Consider the following 17,047-nt stretch of genomic DNA (forward strand, 5'->3'; position numbering starts at 1 on the left):
GGCGGGATTGTAGATCAGAGGCGGCGGTGGTGCAGTGCCGGCAGACTATCGCGGACGTTTTCAAGATGATGGGGTTCAGTGTGCCCGATTACAAGGCCCTCGCCTTCCGGCAACACATCGAGAATCTCGCCCCACGGATCGATCAGCATGCTGTGGCCCCAAGTGCGGCGTCCGTTCTGGTGCTGCCCGCCCTGCGCCGCAGCCAGCACGTAGCACTGGTTTTCGATGGCGCGTGCACGCAACAGGATCTCCCAGTGCGCGCGCCCGGTGGTCCAGGTGAATGCGGCCGGCACCACGATCAGCGCGCAATGGCCCATGGCGCGGTACAACTCCGGGAAGCGCAAGTCGTAGCAGACCGATAACCCGACACGGCCAAACGGCGCCTCGAAGGTCTTGATCTCGGCGCCGTGCGCAATGGTGCGCGCCTCATCGTAGGATTCATCGCCCTTGGTAAAACTGAACAAATGGATCTTGTCGTAGCGCGCCACGCGTTCACCGGCCGGATTGTAGACCAGCGTGGTGTTGCGGATCTTGCCGGTTTCGGTGGTTGCCATCGGCAGCGTGCCGCCGATGAGCCAGATGCCGTGCTGGCGTGCCATCGACGCCATGCAACTCTGGATGGGTCCGTCGTCGGATTGCTCGGCCAGCCCGACCTTGTCGCTTTCGTGCATGCCCATTACCGGCCAGTACTCGGGCAACAACACCAGCTGCGCGCCGCGCCCGGCGGCTTCGGCGACCAGGCGTTGCGCGCTGGCGCAGTTCTGTTCGACCGAGGCGGTCGACACCATTTGAATCGCTGCTACCGAAAAAGAAGTTGTCGTCATCGCATCATCCTGAAATGTCGGCCGCACCGGTCTGTGAGGCAGGCGGCTTGGGCGGCGTCGATGCCCGCGCCTTCTGGTCCAGCTTTTGCACCACCGGGTCTTTCCAGGGCCCGCTGATGTCGTATTCAAAGGTGAAGGCACGCATCAACGGGTCACGCAGGAATAACTGCGCCAGGAACGAACCCAGCCCGATCACCGGGTTGATTGCCAGCGCGTACACCACCGATGCTGTTCCGACATTGACCTCGGGCAGCACCACGACATGCAGCGCCTGGGTCTCGGCGGCGATGTCGACCGAGCCATCCAGCAGCACCGTGGCATTCACACTGCGCATCTTGAAATTGCTGGTCCTGGCGACGCCCTTGGCGATCATCGCGTTGGCGGTAATGCCATCAAACGCGAAGCCCTGCGAAAATACGTCCCGGAAGTCCAGTGTCAACCGGCGCGGCAACGATTGCAAGCTCAACACACCAAGTAATTTCGCCGCGCCCGGATCGACTTTCAGGAACTGCCCCGAGGCCAGGTCAAGTTGAATCCGCCCGGTCAGGCTGGGAATATCCAGCGAGAACGGCAAGCCGGCCCAGGTCAGGTCGCCATCCATCTTGCCTTTTCCGCCGCGCAGGACATTGGCAAAGCCGAAGCGCTCGAGCAACTTGCCGGCATCGGAAATATCCAGCGAATAGATCAGATTGGTGACGCTGTTGCCCTCCTTGCTGGAGAACTTCCCGGACGCCTTGAGCTCCACATCCGAATTGATGATCGACAATTTGCTGATGCGCCATTCGTTGCCGCCGCCGTTGACGCTGTTATTGGCCAGCAGCTCGACCCGGCCAAAGTTCTTGCCCTGCAGCTGGAAATTTTCGGCTACCAGGTCCAGCTCGGGAATCTGCGATGTGGCTTCCTTGGCTTCCAGCAAATCACTGACTTCGGCGGTCGCGGTGCGCGGGATTGTCAGTGCCGAGAGTCGTGCCGTCACCTTGCCCAGCCCCCGTCCTGGCGCTGCTTCCGCCCACGACAGGTAACCTGAGGCCTGTGTGGCATCAATGTTGGCTTGCCACAGGTCCTTCTGACGCGAGACCCCGACGACCACGTTATCGAGCTTCTTGCCGCCGATGATCAATTCGGTGGCACGTGCCGCCATGATGTCGGGCTCGATGAACTGGGTCAGGTCGACGCCGTCATCGAGCAATACCGCCGCACTGTCCCGGGTCTTTTCCGGTCCGGCCACGAAGGCTGTCAGCGAGCGCCATGCATCCAGATTGAGCGAACGCAGGCTGGCATTGATATGCACGCCGCTATCCGGTTCCGGGGCCGGCGCATTGACGCCAATGCCACCGCGCAGCAAGCGCCAGCGTGCGCCTTTGTCGGCCGCCTTGACCCGCAGATACTTGGCCGATACCGCGGTGCCCAGCGCCAGCCGGATGTCGTCGCGCAGCGAGGCATCGTCGGCAATCACGCTGTTGAGCTCAAAGCGCAACGGCAGGACATCGGTCGTCGCCTTGCGCAACGGCACGGGCAGGTCTAGCCCGAAGCCCTGCATGGTCGATTCGATCACCACGTCAGTGTGATGTTTGCGCACATTGATCGTGGTATTGAAGCGCGTCGCCCCCGACGCCCGCTGCAGAAAGCGCTGCATGGTGGCGGTCGGATACGTTTTGCGCAGTCCGTCCACCGACACACCGCCGTCAGCCTTGACGACGATGTTGCCGTCACGCTGCGAGCCACCCGACAAGGTTGCCGGGGCGCCGATGAAATTGGCCTTGATGGCATTGAGCGTGAATCCGCGTTCATTGAATTCGAGCTTGCCGGTGGTTTGGGTCAGCGGTGGAATCACGGCCAGCATCGTCACGTCGTTGTTCAGAAATTGCAGCACCCCGACCACTTTGGCGTCGATGATGTGCGCCAGCGGCAACTTGAGCTTCAAGCCGAGCCGGGCCGGACCACTGGCGCGGGTGTCCTCGGTAAAGTGCCCGATCCAGTCGAAAACAGGACTGACGTTGACATAGCGCACCATGTCTTGCAGCGTGCCGCTGGCTTCGCCGTCGATATCGAGTTGCGCGTCGTTCGACAGCAAATCGCCGATCACTGCCTTGACGTTGGTGAGCGCAACGTTCTGCGTCACGGCACTGTCGGCCCGCACTTCCAGGCGGGTGCGGTCGATCAGCAGCTGGCCCTTGATTTTCTCGGCCAGTGGCCACAATGGCAATTTGCTGTCCTTGGCGCTGAGCTCGGGCACATAGTTCAGCGTGCCGTTGTCGATCTTGCCCTTGACGGTAAATTCGCCCTTGGGCTTGTCGCCGGGCTTGTCGACCCGGAACGGGAAGTGCGCCAGGTCGCCCTTCAAATGCACCACCACGTCCTGCAATTGCCCCTGCAACAGCGCCCCGCTCAGCCAGTTGCGGGTATGGTCCGGCGTCTGCAACGGCAGCAATTGCGCGATGCGGTTGAGGTCCAGTCGCGCCACCCTGGCCGTCAGGTCGGTGTCGCCAGGTTGCTTGCCATCGCTGCCAAGCGACATGCCGTGATGACCGCTGAGTGTCAGCTGAACGCCCTCCTGCACGACATCGAGCCGGTCCAGTTGCAGCAGCACCTGGTCCTTCTTGGGGAAGCTCCAGCGCGAACGCATCGACAAGGCATCGAACGCCATCACCGGCTCGCTGAACAGACCCGGCACGCGCAGCTTGAGCGCAGTCGAGGCCAGATCGAGACTACCACCATGTTCGGAGGCGTCGATCGCACCGCTGAGGTTGTCAAAGCCCGGGATGGCCGGCACCGCCGCCTGCGCCGGCAAGGTCGCCGATTGGGGCGCCGCGGCGCGTTCGGCTTGTGGATTGAGGCTCAGGCCGACGAACTGCCCCTTGACCCGGTACGCTGAAATCGCCGGGTAGTCGCCCTGCCAGCTGGCGCTGAAATCCTTGAGCTGGCCGCGTGGTGCGAAGTCGGCCAGCAACTGCCGCTGCGATGCCGGCACCGGCAGCCGCTCGACCAGGCCGGCCAGTGCTTCGAGATCCAGCAGGCGCGCGCTGACCAGATACTTGCCGGGCGCGCTGCGCGTGGCTGCGGTGTAGGTCTCGCTGATCGTAGTCAGTGGCAGGTACAGGCCGTCACTGGAGCGCATCGAAAAATTGGTCAAGGCGATGGTGTGCCCGCGCGCGCCGAAGGTCGGCTTGCCATCGGTGACACGCGCGTCCAGCACTTCGCGCACCGACATGCGGCCGGTGACCGCGGTCAGGCTCAACGGCTGCAGATCCTTGGCCAGGCGGGTTTCCACCTGCGCCAGATTCAGGTCAGCGGTGAAATCGGCGACGCGGGCGCGATCGACGCTGAGCCACGCGCGCAGCGAGCCGGAGCCTTGCTGTACTTCGAACGGGTAATCGACCCAGGCCTTCCAGACCGCCAGGTCCGTATTGCGCAAATCGGCGTAGATCTCACCGGTCCACTGCGCCGGATCCGAGATGCGGCGGGCAAAGTGGGGATGATCGAAGGCGGCGCGCACATCGATCGGCCCGGCCAGTTCGACCGGTGGCAGCGCCTTGAGCGCGGCCTGGTGATGGTGCCAATCGTTGCGCAGCGTGAAGTCGACTGCCTGCAGGACCAGCTCCGGCGCACCGCGTTGCTGGTCGATCCAGTGCACCTGGCCGCCGCGAATGACGATCTCGCGCTGCGCCAGCACCCAGTCGGCACCCTTGCCGTCTTCGGGCCGGCCCGATTGCAGCGCGATCCCGCCAATCCGGATTTTCCCCTCCGGGTCGCGCACGATGTCGATGTCAGGCCGATCCAGCTCCAGGCGGCGCAGCCGCAGTTCGGCTGCCGGTACACTCCACCAGGAAAGCGTCGCATTGACCATCGGCAGGGTCAGCGCCGCGCCGCCACGCTGGTCATGAATGATGACATTGCCCAGCGAGAGCGTCGGGTACAGCCCCTGCCATACCGCGCCAATGGCACCGATCGTGACCGGCTGGCCCAGTGCACGGCTGGTGAGCTGTTCGACATTGCTCTTGTAGTGGTCGATATTGGGCAGCACCACGTAGCGCAGCAGCAGGAACGCCAGACAAAACAGAAAGTACACGGCCAACAGCAGCTTCCACAGCGCACCCAGCGTATGGAAGGTGGCCCGATTCAGGTAGCGATACCCGCCTCGCAACAGGTGCCGGCACAACGCCAGCCGGCGACCCACTGGCGCACCTGGCGCCTGATCGACCGCCATCAGAGTGCGAACCAGCGCGAACGCATCAGCCAGCTTCGCATAGAATGAATAACCCGGTCATCGAACATCTCACGTTGCCACATCATTAATAATTTTCCAGAAAAACGATTGCGCCAGGATGACGAACCCCGCTTTGACCACCCCATGTGCTTCCCGGTTCGCCTCGCGCTGGCGTGCCGCCAACGCCGATCGTGCCGCGCAACTGGCTGCATTGGACGGATTATCCCTCTGCCCCGCGCTGTTTGCGCGCTTATTGCAAAAAGAAACTGCACAAGGTTTGCCGTTGCCCCGCGCGATGCGCTGGTTGCGCAACCTGATCGTGGTGACGCTGGTCGAGCGCGATCTGGCCGGCAAGACCGATCTTGCCGGCGTCGTCGATACCATGAGCGCGTTTGCCGAATTCGCCATCTGCACCCATGTGCGCGCACTGACGGACGAACTGCAAGCCCTGCATGGGACACCAACAGGTGACGAAAGCGGCTTGCCGCAGCAGCTGATCGTCCTCGGGATGGGCAAGCTGGGCGGTGGCGAACTCAATGTCTCGTCGGACATCGACCTGATCTTCGTCTACCCGGAAGATGGCGATACCCGCACTGCCGGCCCCGGCCAGCGCAGCCTGTCGAATCATGAATTCTTTATCCGGCTGGGCCGTCGCCTGATCGGCGATCTGTCCGAGATCACGCAGGATGGCTTTACCTTCAGGGTTGACATGGCACTGCGGCCCAACGGCAATTCCGGTCCGCTGGCGGCCAGTCTCGGCATGGTCGAGGAATACCTGATGGTGCAGGGGCGTGACTGGGAACGCTATGCCTGGGTCAAGGCACGCGCAATCTGCGGCGACGCCGACGACATCGCGGCGCTCGACAAGATCGTCCTGCCGTTCGTGTATCGACGCTATCTGGACTACGGGTCGATCGATGCGTTGCGCAGCATGCATGGCCAGATCCGCGCGGAAGTCACGCGCCTTGAAGTGCGTCATCCCGAGCGCAGCAATAACGTCAAGCTGGGACGCGGCGGCATTCGCGAGATCGAATTTCTGGCGCAGGTATTTCAACTCATCCGCGGTGGCCGTGAGGCGGCATTGCGCGCCCGCTCGACGCGCGCCGTATTGCGCACGCTGGCAGAGAAGGAACTGCTGGAGCCGGCCATCGTGACGCAGCTGCTGGAGGCCTATACGTTCCTGCGCAATCTCGAACACCGGCTGCAGTATCTCGACGATGCGCAAACCCATACCCTGCCGGCCAATGCACCGGATTGCCTGCTGGTGGCGCAGATGATGGGGTTTGGCGATACCGGCAGTTTCATGCTGGCGCTGGCGCAGCAACGCGCGCTGGTCTCGGCGCAGTTCGATGCGATCTTCGCCGAACGCATCGGCGTCGGCGAATCTGGCACCGACCAGGCTGTCAATGCCGGCATCCACGATGTACTCGCCAGCGGCGACCGCGAGGACACCATCGCTCCGCATCTCGCGGCGCTCGGCTTTACCGATGCAAAGCACGCCGCACAACGTTTGCTGGCGAGCTGGCAATCAGCGCGACTGCAGGCGCTGCCTGAAATCAGCCGCAACCGCCTGATCAATTTGATCACGGCGGCATTGCCGCTGATCGTCGAGTGCGGTAGCACGCAACTGCCGACCCTGGAGCGCCTGCTCGATTTTCTGGAAACCGTGGCGCGGCGCGCCGCCTATCTGGCCCTGCTGACCGAGTTTCCGCACACCCTGCAGCGCGTCATCCGCATGATGAGCGCCAGCGATTGGGCCGCCAAATACCTGACCCGCCATCCGATCCTGCTCGATGAACTGCTCGACGACCGGAGCTTGCGCGCGCCACCGGACTGGCCGGCTTTCGCGCTGGAGTTGCAGCAGCAACTTGACGCCAGCGCCGGCGACACCGAACGGCAGATGGATGCGCTGCGCGAGATGCATCATGCGCAAACACTGCATCTGCTGGCACAGGATCTGGAAGGCGACCTGAGCGTCGAGCGGCTGGCCGATCATTTATCGACGCTGGCCGATATTCTGGTCGATGCGACCGTGCGTGCAGTCTGGCAGACGCTGCCCAATCGCCATCGCGAGACACCCCGTTTCGCCGTCATCGCGTATGGCAAGCTGGGCAGCAAGGAACTCGGTTATTCGTCCGATCTGGACGTCATTTTCCTGTATGACGATGACGACTCCGAGGCGCCGGCGCAGTACGCCAAGCTGGCGCAGCGCTTCATCACCTGGATGACCAGTCATACCTCGGCCGGCATCCTGTTCGACATTGACACGGCGTTGCGGCCGGACGGCGCCAGCGGCTTGCTGGTGTCGCCGATCGCCGCATTTGAAAAATACCAGACGCATTCGGCCTGGGTATGGGAGCACCAGGCCCTCACGCGCGCCCGATTCTGCGCCGGCGACAGCGCCATTGGCCAGCGCTTTGAAGCGCTGCGCGAACAGGTATTGCGCACGCCCCGCATCGCCCGCGAGTTACAGCACGATGTGCTGGCGATGCGCCAGAAGATGATCGCCGCGCAGCACGGCAAGGATGCGCTGTTCGATCTCAAGCAGCACAGTGGCGGCATGATCGACATCGAGTTCATCGTCCAGTATCTGATCCTGCTGCACGCGGCGGCGTATCCGCAGCTGACGGCCGATATCGGCAATATCTCGCTGCTGCGGCTGGCTGGCGAACTTGGCCTGATCGATCCGGCGTCCGCCGCCGCAGTGGCTGATGCCTACCGCCTGTATCGCAAGCTGCAGCACAGCGCACGACTGCGTGGCGACGAGCGGGCGCTGGTGCCGTTCGAACGGATTGCGGCCGAACATGCCGCCGTGCAGCACCTGTGGACCGAGGTGTTTGGCTAGCAGTGCCAGCCGCAAGGGGCAGCGCACCGGGACCGTTATTTGAAAATCAGATTGTTGACATAGCCATTGGTGTTGAATTGACCCTGGCTGACCAGCTTGACGCCGCCAATCGTCACATTGTCAAAGGTGATGTTGGTGAACGCGCTACCCGCCGCGCCCCACAATATCTCCGGCTCGCCCAGTACGCTGGGCGCCGCAATGGCGATATTCTGAAACAGCACGCCGGTCATGTCGCCGGCGCCCCGGGCCTGGCCACTGGCGTCGTACGGTGCGGCGCCCTTCATTGCGATGAAAAAGCTCTGCAATGTCGGTCGCTTGTCCTCGACACGGATATTGCGAAAGATCACACCATTGCCCGTTTGTCCGGAGCCCTCGCCACGCATGTTGAAGAGCCGGCCGTAGGCCGGACAATCTGAGGCGGCTCAGGTCGACCCGAGCCGCGTTCCGTTGCGCCGGAGCTTAATTGATCAGCGATGCGCCGAAGCGCTCGAAGCGCGGCTTGAAATAGCGCTCGGTGTCGAGTGAAAAGGCCACCCGCCCAACCCGCCCCGTGATCAGTTCGCGTTTGACGAAGCCGATGTAACGCGAATCGCGACTGTTGTCGCGGCTGTCGCCCAGCATCAGATATTGGCCCTGCGGCACCTGGATCGGCCCGAACGTGCGCAGCGTATCGCCGCGTTCCGGCATCAACATGATCGGCCGCTGACTGCCAAGGATCTGTTCGTTGAGCACCACTTGCCTGCCTGCATAGTCCGGGGTGACATGATGGCGGATTTCACCGTTGGCATCGGCGTAAGTAGCCGGCTGACCGTTGATGTATAGCACTTCGTCGCGCATTTCCACCGTATCACCGGGCAAACCGATCAGCCGCTTGACCAGTCGCAGTCCATCTTCCGGCGACGAGAAGGTGACGATGTCGCCGCGCTTCGGGTCCGCGATGCGGGTGACGATGATATCGGTGAACGGCACCTTCAGATCGTAGGCGATGCGGTCGGCGACGATGCGATCACCAATCATCAGGTTCGGATACATCGAGCCCGACGGGACGGTGTACCAGTCGGCAATCGCGCTACGCACCAGGATCATGCCGACCATGAAGACGACGAATCCCTTGTTTCCGGCAATGAGTTTCTTGATGAAGGCCATGATGTTGTCGAAATGGATAATGAACAGGCAGTCTATCTGTTCGGCAGACCGGCGCGGTAATAAAAACGACATCGCCTTTTGAAATTAATTCGACTATTATCGAACAATGGAAACCAAATCTGCTCTTGCGGCACTGTCCGCCCTCGCCCACGATTCCCGTCTCGCCGTGTTCCGCCTGCTGGTGCAGGCCGGTCCGGCCGGGCTGGCTGCCAACCGGATTGCCGAGAGCCTGGCCATTGCGCCATCATCCCTCTCCTTTCATCTGAAGGAATTAAGCCACGCGAATATGGTGAGCGCCACTCAGAACGGCCGCTCGATCATCTACGCGGCGCAATTTGCAACGATGAATCAGTTGCTGGCCTATCTGACAGAAAACTGCTGCGGCGGCAATGCCTGCGCACCGGTGCAATCGGTCCGGTGCGGCGACGCTGCATGACGCTGCGCCGAAAACTGGCGGCGGAGTTTCTCGGCACCGCGCTGCTGCTGGCAATCGTGGTCGGCTCCGGCATCATGGCCGAGCGCCTGGCGGGCGGCAACGTCGCCATTGCCCTGCTGGCCAATGCGCTGGCTACCGGCGCCGGATTATTCGCGTTGATCCTGCTGTTCGGGCCCGTCTCCGGCGCCCATTTCAATCCGGTCGTCACACTGGCGGCGCTGTTTTTCGGACAACTCGACCGGCGCACCGCGTTGCTGTTTGTCGGCGTACAAATCGCCGGCGCGTTTGCCGGCGTGGCGGCCGCGCACGGGATGTTTGACATGACCCTGTTCTCAGCCTCGCAACACATTCGCACCGGCTTGCCGCAGTGGTGGAGCGAAGCGGTTGCGACGTTTGGCCTGCTCGGCGTCATCATCGGCTGTTCCCGCATCCAACCCGAGCGCACGCCGGCGGCAGTCGCCTGCTACATCACGGCGGCCTACTGGTTCACCGCCTCGACCTCGTTCGCCAACCCGGCGGTGACGCTGGCGCGCGCCGCATCGGACAGTTTTGCCGGAATTCGTCCGCAAGACATCCCAGGTTTCATCGTCGCACAGCTGCTTGGCGCAGCCTGTGCCGCAGTGCTGTTCGGCTGGCTGTTCCAGCCGCAGTCAGAGGAGCTTTCATGACCATTACCATCTACCATAACCCGTCGTGCGGCACCTCGCGCAACACCCTGGCACTGATTCGCAACAGCGGTAGCGAGCCGCACATCATCGACTATTTGCAGCATCCTCCCAGCCGTGCAACCTTGCTGGCGATGATCAACGACGCGGGGCTCACGGTGCGCCAGGCCATCCGCGAAAAAGGCACGCCGTTTGCCGAGCTTGGACTCGCCGATCCGGCGCTGTCCGACGCGGCGCTGCTGGATGCGATGCTGGCCCATCCGGTGCTGATCAATCGTCCGTTTGTGGTCACGCCGCTTGGCGTGCGCTTGTGCCGCCCGTCCGAACTGGTGCTCGACATCCTGCCCGCGCCGCAGCAGGCTGCCTTCAGCAAGGAAGACGGCGAAGCGGTGGTCGACGCGCACGGCAACCGGATCGTCAAATGATTGAGGACCTGCCCAACATCAGCGCCCGGCACCTGGCGCAGCCGGCCCGTGATCAACTTGAGCCGGCAACGCAATCGACGCACCCGCCGCGCATTCTGCTGCTGTATGGCTCGTTGCGCGAACGCTCGTACAGCAAGCTGCTGACGCTGGAAGCCGAACGGCTGTTGCGGCACTTCGGCGCCGAAACCCGCGTCTTCGATCCGCACGGCTTGCCGATGGTCGACAGCGTTTCGCCCGACCATCCGAAAGTCCAGGAGTTGCGCGCCTTGTCGCTGTGGTCGGAGGGCCAGGTCTGGTGCAGTCCTGAGCGCCACGGCACCCTGACCGCCATCTTCAAGTCGCAGATCGACTGGTTACCGCTCGAGCTCGGCGCCATGCGGCCGACCCAGGGGCGCACGCTGGCGGTCATGCAGGTCAGCGGCGGATCGCAATCGTTCAACGCAGTCAATGCCCTGCGCGTACTGGGACGCTGGATGCGCATGGTGACGATTCCGAACCAATCGTCAGTCGCCAAGGCGTGGCAGGAATTCGATGAGGCCGGTCGCATGAAACCGTCGGCTTACTATGACCGGCTGACCGATGTGATGGAAGAACTGATCAAATTCACCTTGCTGGTGCGCGACCGGTCCGACTATCTGACCAGTCGCTACAGCGAGCGCAAGGCCGCCGCTGACGCGGGTGAAGCGGACCAGTGACCGGCACCCCACAGCGGTTTTGCCACAGCGCAAATTCGGCCTGATTTTTCTTGCGGCAAAAATTTTTTGAGGGTAACGTTTAGCTGCTGTAACGTTTTACAGGCTATCGATCAAAAACCACGCCGCTGTTTTTGATTGCCCCGTTTTATTCCGACATCGTCGCCCCTGCTCTGCGACCGCATGTCCACCTCGACGCCCCGCTCGCCGTCATTTCGCCCCTTGTCACCAGGATGCCGTCCGGTACCTGTTGCACCGAATTTCACTGCGAGGAACACCATGTCGATCACACCACTTACCGTTGTCAGTCTGCCCAGTGACGAACCCGAGGAGCTGCGCAAGTTGCTGTCACACATTCATGCGCAAATCATGCTCATCTGCGGCGAAGGGCTGGAAAATTTTTGCAACCATAGCGATGAAATCAAGAGCAATTATTTGTGGGCGATCGCCGATACCGCAGAACGCGCGCTGCGCCTGATCGACGACGACCCGGTAGCGACGCCATGAGCGCGCTGCCGGCGACCACATTGGGTGGCGCGCTGGTCGCATGGTTGCCACATCAAGCCATCGCGCCAGCATGGATCCATACCAAGGCACAGGTCCTGCGCCCCGCCGCCGCACCCGTACCGAGACCAGATCCGGTGCCGTAATGCCGCGCGGCACGCTGTTGCAGGATGGCCGACATCGCGCTAACCTGCAACAAACTCACGATGCAGCGGCGCACCGGAATTGGTCACGGTCGCCTTCTACACAGGCGCCCCATGGAGCACCCAACCGACATCCCGAACCGCATTCTGATCGTCGACGACGACCGCCTGACCACGACCTTGCTGGCGGCGGTGCTGAGCTCCGCCGGATACCCGGTGACGGAAGCACACTCCGGTGCGGAAGCGTTGGCATTGATCCTGAATCAGACCTTTGCACTGGCACTGCTGGACATCAACATGCCAGGCATGTCCGGCCTGGAACTGGGTCGCCATTTGCAGGCCGAGTCAACGGTGCCGTTTGTTTTCCTGTCCGGCAGCAAGGACGACGTCACGGTCAAGGAGGCGGTGGACTATGGGGCGATCGGGTTCCTGGTCAAGCCGATCGATGCCGAGAGCCTGATCCCGGCCATCGCTGCGGCGCTGGCGCGCGCCGAAGATCTGCGCCGACTGCGCCGCTCCGAGGCCAACCTGACCTCCGCGCTGGCTGCCGGTCGTGAAAACAGCATCGCAGTCGGCCTGCTGATGGCGCGCTATCACACCGATCGGGATACCGCCTTTGCCGTATTGCGCGATTACGCCCGCTCGCGTCGCCGCAAGCTCAACGAAGTCGCCAATGAATTGCTGCTGGCGGAAGAACTGGACGCCACCTTCAGGGCGTTGTTTGCCAGGCGGTCAAAGTAAATTTGGCTTTCTTCGGCCGGAACTCATGGTGCAAGACCAACCGCGTGGCGGCAATCAGCGGTGACAGGCCGAGCACCATTTGCGTCAATACGTGCCCGGGCAACACCCACAACGCGGTGCCCGGCGCATCGCGTCCAGTCGCGGCGGACAGCAACGGCGTCACCCAGTCGGCCTCCGGAGTCACGTCCAGCAAGACCTCGCCGTCGCCGGTGGTGTGCAGAAAAATATCGCCGCCCTCGGCCAGCCGAAAGCACACGCCTGGCGCGTGGACGGCCTGCTTGCCGATGGCCAGCTGCAAATCGCGATTCAGGTTGTCGATCCACGACTCGACGTCGAAGGTCGTGGCCAGCACGATCCAGGGCCGCTCACGCAGCGTGTCGCGCTCGCGCTCGTCGAACTCATCCATGGCGGACAATAACACTGCAAATGAACATGGGGCAATCCGTGGTGATACCAGCGAAATTCGCTCAGACACGCATTATCGGCCAAGCCGCGCGATTGCGGAAAAGCGCTCGCGATTGATTCTCGTCAAACAAAGGGCAAGGCCTTCGTCGATCGTCATGCTCCGGTAATGCGGCGGATTTACAATGGCCTCTCTCGCAACGCAAGGTTCGCGTTCGAGCTTGCACTGTCGTGAAAACGCAGGCACTACCGAAGCTGGCGGTCGGGAAATATACCAGCACCAATCTCGTCTCGTCGGCAGCACACAGCCGATGCGCCAAAAAAACGCCCCGAATTATCGGGGCGTTTTCATGTGCGACGCTGGCTTATTTTGCCGTCATCAATGCAACCGTGGTGTCGAGCATGCGGTTCGAGAAACCCCACTCGTTGTCATACCACGACGACACCTTGACCAGCCGACCCGAGACTTTGGTCAGGGTCGAATCGAAGTTGCTCGATGCCGGATTGTGGTTGAAGTCGATCGACACCAATGGCTCGGTCTGATAGGTCAGGATGTCTTTCAACGGACCGTCGGCAGCAGCGGCTTTCATGATCGCGTTGATTTCCTCGACGCTGGTGTCGCGTGCGGCGATGAACGACAGGTCAACGATCGACACATTGATGACCGGCACGCGAATCGCGTAACCATCGAGCTTGCCTTCCAGTTCCGGCATCACCAGGCCAACTGCGCTGGCAGCGCCTGTCTTGGTCGGGATCATGCTGTGGGTGGCGGAACGGGCGCGACGCAGGTCTTCGTGCATCACGTCGGTCAGCACCTGGTCGTTGGTGTAGGCATGCACGGTCGTCATCAGGCCGTTGACCAGACCAATCTGGTCGCTCAGCGGCTTGACCAGCGGCGCCAGGCAATTGGTGGTGCAGGACGCATTCGAAATCACCGTATCGGTCGCTTTCAGAACGCCGTGGTTGACGCCAAACACGATGGTCGCGTCGACGTCCTTGCCGCCCGGTGCGGAGATGATGACTTTCTTGGCGCCGCCCTTCATATGGGCCGAGGCCTTTTCCTTGGTGGCGAAGAAGCCGGTGCACTCCAGCACCACATCGACCTGCAATTCGCCCCACGGAATTTCAGCCGGATTGCGCTGCGCGAACACGCGGATGGTGTCGCCGTTGACGATCATGTTGTCGCCTTCGACCGTCACGGTACCGGGAAACTTGCCATGCGCGGTGTCGTAGCGGGTCAGATGCGCATTCGACTTGGCATCGCCAAGGTCATTGATCGCGACGATCTGGATGTCATTCTTCTTGCCGCCTTCGTAATGTGCGCGAAGGATATTGCGGCCGATGCGGCCGTAGCCATTGATTGCAACGCGGATAGTCATGCTGCTTCTCCTGAGAACGAAAAAAATCTTAGTGGGGCTTGAAGATGTTCAGGTCGCGCCAGCCATAACCGGCCTCGACCAGATCCATCCCGTCCCAATTGAACGACTGCTCGACCAGCAACTCGGCGCCGAGCTTTTCATAAAACTGCCGTGCGATCTTGTTGCGCGCGATGACCCAGGCAATCAGGCCGTGCGCGCCCTGCGCCTGATGCGCCGCGGCCACCATCCGGACCAGGCTGCGACCGATGCCGGCGCGCTGGATTTCAGGCTCAAGGTAGATCGCGGCCAGTTCGGCATTGAGGCCGAATTTTTCTTCATCGAGCATTTTGCCAGCCGCAAATCCGACCACATCGCCATCCAGTTCCGCGACAAACACGGACGTGGTGACCGATGCCGCCGTCAATACCCGACGCCACAGCACCATGCTGTCCTCGACCTCCATGCTGTCGAGATAGGTATCGGGAATGATGCCCCGATACGTCTTGCGCCAGCTGTCGATACGCACGATCGCGATGCCTTCCGCGTCATCCGGCGTGGCCGGGCGCAGGAAGATTGAATCGGTCGCGCTCAAGCCAGAACCCGTTCGACTGCCGCCACCACGTTGTCGACGGTGAAGCCGAAATGCTTGAACAGCACCGGTGCGGGCGCCGATTCGCCAAACGTATCGATACCAATCACGGCGCCATCCAGGCCGACATATTTGTGCCAGAAAGCGGTAACACCGGCTTCGACGGCAACACGCGGCAGACCTTTGGTCAGCACACTGCTCCTGTAGGCCGCATCCTGCCGGTCAAACACGTCCGTGCTTGGCATCGACACCACCCGCACCGCGATACCTTTGGCTGCCAGTGCGTCGGCGGCCTGCATGGCCAGATCGATCTCCGATCCGGTGGCAATCAGGATGGCCTTCGAGTCAGCGACGTCTTTCAGTACGTAACCACCGCGTGCAATGTCGGCCACCTGCTGCGCAGTGCGCTGCTGGAACGCCAGGTTCTGGCGCGAGAAAATCAGTGTGCTCGGACCATTCTGGCGCAGCACCGCCTGCTGCCATGCGACGGCGGATTCCACCGTGTCGCAGGGACGCCAGTTGTCCAGATGCGGGATCAGGCGCAGGCTCGATACATGCTCGACCGACTGATGGGTCGGCCCGTCTTCGCCCAGGCCAATCGAATCATGGGTGAACACGAAGATCGAGCGGATCTTCATCAGCGCTGCCATGCGCAAGGCATTGCGGCTGTAATCCGAGAACGTCAGGAAGGTCGCGCCAAACGGGATGAAGCCGCCATGCAGCGCAATCCCGTTCATCATTGCGCTCATGCCGAATTCACGCACGCCGTAGTTGATGTGATTGCCGGCCTGATCGGCACGCACGGCGACCGATTCCTTCCAGTTGGTCAGGTTCGACCCGGTCAGGTCGGCTGAGCCACCGAGGAATTCCGGCAGTACCGGCGCGAATGCCTGAATCGCATTCTGGCTGGCCTTGCGCGTGGCGATGGTTTCCTGCTTGTCGATGCAGGCGTCGATGTAGGCGCGCACGGTGGCATCGAAATTGCCCGGCAACTCGCCGTGCATGCGGCGCAGCAGTTCGCCGGCCAGCTGCGGAAAGCGCTCGCTGTAGGCGTTGAACAGCGTGGTCCATTCGGACTGACGGGCCGCGCCGGCCACCTTCGCATCCCAGGCCGAATAGACCTCGGCCGGCATCTCGAACGGTGCCGCAGTCCAGCCGATTGCCGCGCGCACTGCGGCGATTTCCTTGTCGCCGAGCGCCGCGCCGTGCACCTTGTCGGTGCCCTGCATGTTTGGCGAACCCTTGCCGATGATCGTCTTGCAGCAGATCAGCGTCGGTTTGTCCGCTGTCTTGGCAGCGGCGATGGCCGCGTCGACCGCGGCCACATCATGGCCGTCGACATCGGCAATGACGTTCCAGCCGTACGCGTCGAAACGCTTGGGCGTGTCATCGCCGAACCAGCCGGCCACATGGCCGTCGATCGAAATGCCATTGTCGTCATACAGCACGATCAGTTTGGACAGGCGCAGCACGCCCGCCAGCGAACAGGCTTCGTGCGAAATGCCTTCCATCAGGCAGCCATCGCCGACGAATGCGTAGGTGTAATGATCGACCACGTCAAAGCCGGTCTGATTGAATTCTGCCGCCAGCAGCTTCTCGGCCAGCGCCATGCCGACTGCATTGGTCAGTCCCTGGCCGAGCGGACCGGTGGTGGTCTCGACGCCGGGCGTGACGTCGACTTCAGGATGCCCAGGTGTCTTCGAATGCATCTGGCGGAAGGCGCGCAGATCGTCCATCGACAAGGCGTAGCCGGTCAGGTGCAAGAGCGCGTAATGCAGCATCGAGCCATGGCCGTTCGACAGCACGAAGCGGTCGCGGTTGATCCATTTCGGGTCCGCCGGATTGTGGCTGTAGTGTTTGGACCAAAGTGCCGTCGCGATATCGGCCATGCCCATTGGCATGCCGGGGTGGCCGGAGTTGGCTTTTTGTACTGCATCCATTGCCAGCGCGCGGATCGCGTTGGCCATATTGGTAGTCGTTTGCAAGGAAGTCATCGTTGGCGGCTTGAGATGGGACAGAGAATGTTGACCGGAAGCATCGGGTGATTGCGCGCAGTGCGCGTGGCACCCG

At 62.1% G+C, this 17,047-nt stretch carries 16 protein-coding genes; 8 read left to right on the forward strand and 8 right to left on the reverse strand.

Annotation, left to right across the window (positions count from 1 at the left end):
- Nucleotides 1-14: 14 nt before the first annotated feature.
- Nucleotides 15-824 carry a carbon-nitrogen hydrolase family protein gene (locus RCH09_RS07320; RefSeq protein WP_326940405.1) on the reverse strand — a complete coding sequence of 270 codons (810 nt, stop codon included), beginning with the start codon at nucleotides 822-824 and terminating at the stop codon, nucleotides 15-17.
- 4 nt (nucleotides 825-828) lie between these two features.
- Nucleotides 829-5,031, reverse strand: a complete 4,203-nt coding sequence (locus tag RCH09_RS07325; protein WP_326940406.1) for a YhdP family protein — start codon at nucleotides 5,029-5,031, stop codon at nucleotides 829-831.
- Nucleotides 5,032-5,149: 118 nt separating this feature from the next.
- Between RCH09_RS07325 and glnE the strand changes: the two genes are divergently transcribed.
- Complete coding sequence (glnE, locus tag RCH09_RS07330) at nucleotides 5,150-7,876, forward strand: bifunctional [glutamate--ammonia ligase]-adenylyl-L-tyrosine phosphorylase/[glutamate--ammonia-ligase] adenylyltransferase (protein WP_326940407.1); 2,727 nt, start codon at nucleotides 5,150-5,152, stop codon at nucleotides 7,874-7,876.
- A gap of 35 nt (nucleotides 7,877-7,911) precedes the next feature.
- On the opposite strand, the gene RCH09_RS07335 is transcribed toward glnE, so the two are convergent.
- Entirely contained in the window at nucleotides 7,912-8,259 is a 348-nt protein-coding gene (locus tag RCH09_RS07335) for a hypothetical protein (protein ID WP_326940408.1), read from the reverse strand.
- 76 nt (nucleotides 8,260-8,335) lie between these two features.
- The gene (gene lepB / locus RCH09_RS07340) at nucleotides 8,336-9,022 is read right to left on the reverse strand and encodes a signal peptidase I (protein ID WP_326940409.1); all 687 of its coding nucleotides are present in this window, start codon (nucleotides 9,020-9,022) and stop codon (nucleotides 8,336-8,338) included.
- A gap of 106 nt (nucleotides 9,023-9,128) precedes the next feature.
- On the opposite strand from lepB, the gene RCH09_RS07345 reads away from it, so the two are divergent.
- The 7 genes from RCH09_RS07345 (at nucleotide 9,129) to RCH09_RS07375 (ending at nucleotide 12,628) form a co-directional block, all read left to right on the forward strand.
- Nucleotides 9,129-9,458: an ArsR/SmtB family transcription factor gene (locus RCH09_RS07345; protein WP_326940410.1), complete on the forward strand. Its 330-nt coding sequence runs from the start codon at nucleotides 9,129-9,131 to the stop codon at nucleotides 9,456-9,458.
- The gene (locus tag RCH09_RS07350) at nucleotides 9,455-10,126 is read left to right on the forward strand and encodes an MIP/aquaporin family protein (protein ID WP_326940411.1); all 672 of its coding nucleotides are present in this window, start codon (nucleotides 9,455-9,457) and stop codon (nucleotides 10,124-10,126) included. Before RCH09_RS07345 ends, RCH09_RS07350 begins: the two co-directional genes overlap by 4 nt.
- Nucleotides 10,123-10,548, forward strand: a complete 426-nt coding sequence (arsC, locus tag RCH09_RS07355) for an arsenate reductase (glutaredoxin) (protein WP_326940412.1) — start codon at nucleotides 10,123-10,125, stop codon at nucleotides 10,546-10,548. Before RCH09_RS07350 ends, arsC begins: the two co-directional genes overlap by 4 nt.
- On the forward strand, nucleotides 10,545-11,243 hold the full coding sequence (gene arsH, locus RCH09_RS07360; RefSeq protein WP_326940413.1) for an arsenical resistance protein ArsH: 699 nt from the start codon (nucleotides 10,545-10,547) through the stop codon (nucleotides 11,241-11,243). The genes arsC and arsH overlap by 4 nt, the downstream gene beginning before the upstream one ends.
- 276 nt (nucleotides 11,244-11,519) lie before the next feature.
- Nucleotides 11,520-11,747: a hypothetical protein gene (locus tag RCH09_RS07365; RefSeq protein ID WP_326940414.1), complete on the forward strand. Its 228-nt coding sequence runs from the start codon at nucleotides 11,520-11,522 to the stop codon at nucleotides 11,745-11,747.
- Nucleotides 11,744-11,890 carry a hypothetical protein gene (locus tag RCH09_RS07370; protein WP_326940415.1) on the forward strand — a complete coding sequence of 49 codons (147 nt, stop codon included), beginning with the start codon at nucleotides 11,744-11,746 and terminating at the stop codon, nucleotides 11,888-11,890. The genes RCH09_RS07365 and RCH09_RS07370 overlap by 4 nt, the downstream gene beginning before the upstream one ends.
- A gap of 111 nt (nucleotides 11,891-12,001) precedes the next feature.
- Complete coding sequence (locus tag RCH09_RS07375; RefSeq protein ID WP_326940416.1) at nucleotides 12,002-12,628, forward strand: ANTAR domain-containing response regulator; 627 nt, start codon at nucleotides 12,002-12,004, stop codon at nucleotides 12,626-12,628.
- Here RCH09_RS07375 and RCH09_RS07380 read toward each other — a convergent pair.
- From RCH09_RS07380 to tkt, 4 genes are all read right to left on the reverse strand, one after another.
- Nucleotides 12,597-13,049, reverse strand: a complete 453-nt coding sequence (locus RCH09_RS07380) for a hypothetical protein (RefSeq protein ID WP_326940417.1) — start codon at nucleotides 13,047-13,049, stop codon at nucleotides 12,597-12,599. The genes RCH09_RS07375 and RCH09_RS07380 overlap by 32 nt on opposite strands.
- A 346-nt stretch (nucleotides 13,050-13,395) precedes the next feature.
- Nucleotides 13,396-14,409, reverse strand: a complete 1,014-nt coding sequence (gene gap / locus RCH09_RS07385; RefSeq protein WP_326940418.1) for a type I glyceraldehyde-3-phosphate dehydrogenase — start codon at nucleotides 14,407-14,409, stop codon at nucleotides 13,396-13,398.
- Nucleotides 14,410-14,437: 28 nt separating this feature from the next.
- A complete protein-coding gene (locus RCH09_RS07390) occupies nucleotides 14,438-14,980 on the reverse strand; it encodes a GNAT family N-acetyltransferase (protein WP_326940419.1) in 543 nt (180 codons plus the stop codon).
- Nucleotides 14,977-16,971 carry a transketolase gene (tkt, locus tag RCH09_RS07395; RefSeq protein ID WP_326940420.1) on the reverse strand — a complete coding sequence of 665 codons (1,995 nt, stop codon included), beginning with the start codon at nucleotides 16,969-16,971 and terminating at the stop codon, nucleotides 14,977-14,979. The genes RCH09_RS07390 and tkt overlap by 4 nt, the downstream gene beginning before the upstream one ends.
- Nucleotides 16,972-17,047 lie beyond the last annotated feature (76 nt).

It is taken from the genome of Actimicrobium sp. GrIS 1.19, assembly GCF_035984655.1.
Lineage (GTDB): Bacteria > Pseudomonadota > Gammaproteobacteria > Burkholderiales > Burkholderiaceae_D > Actimicrobium.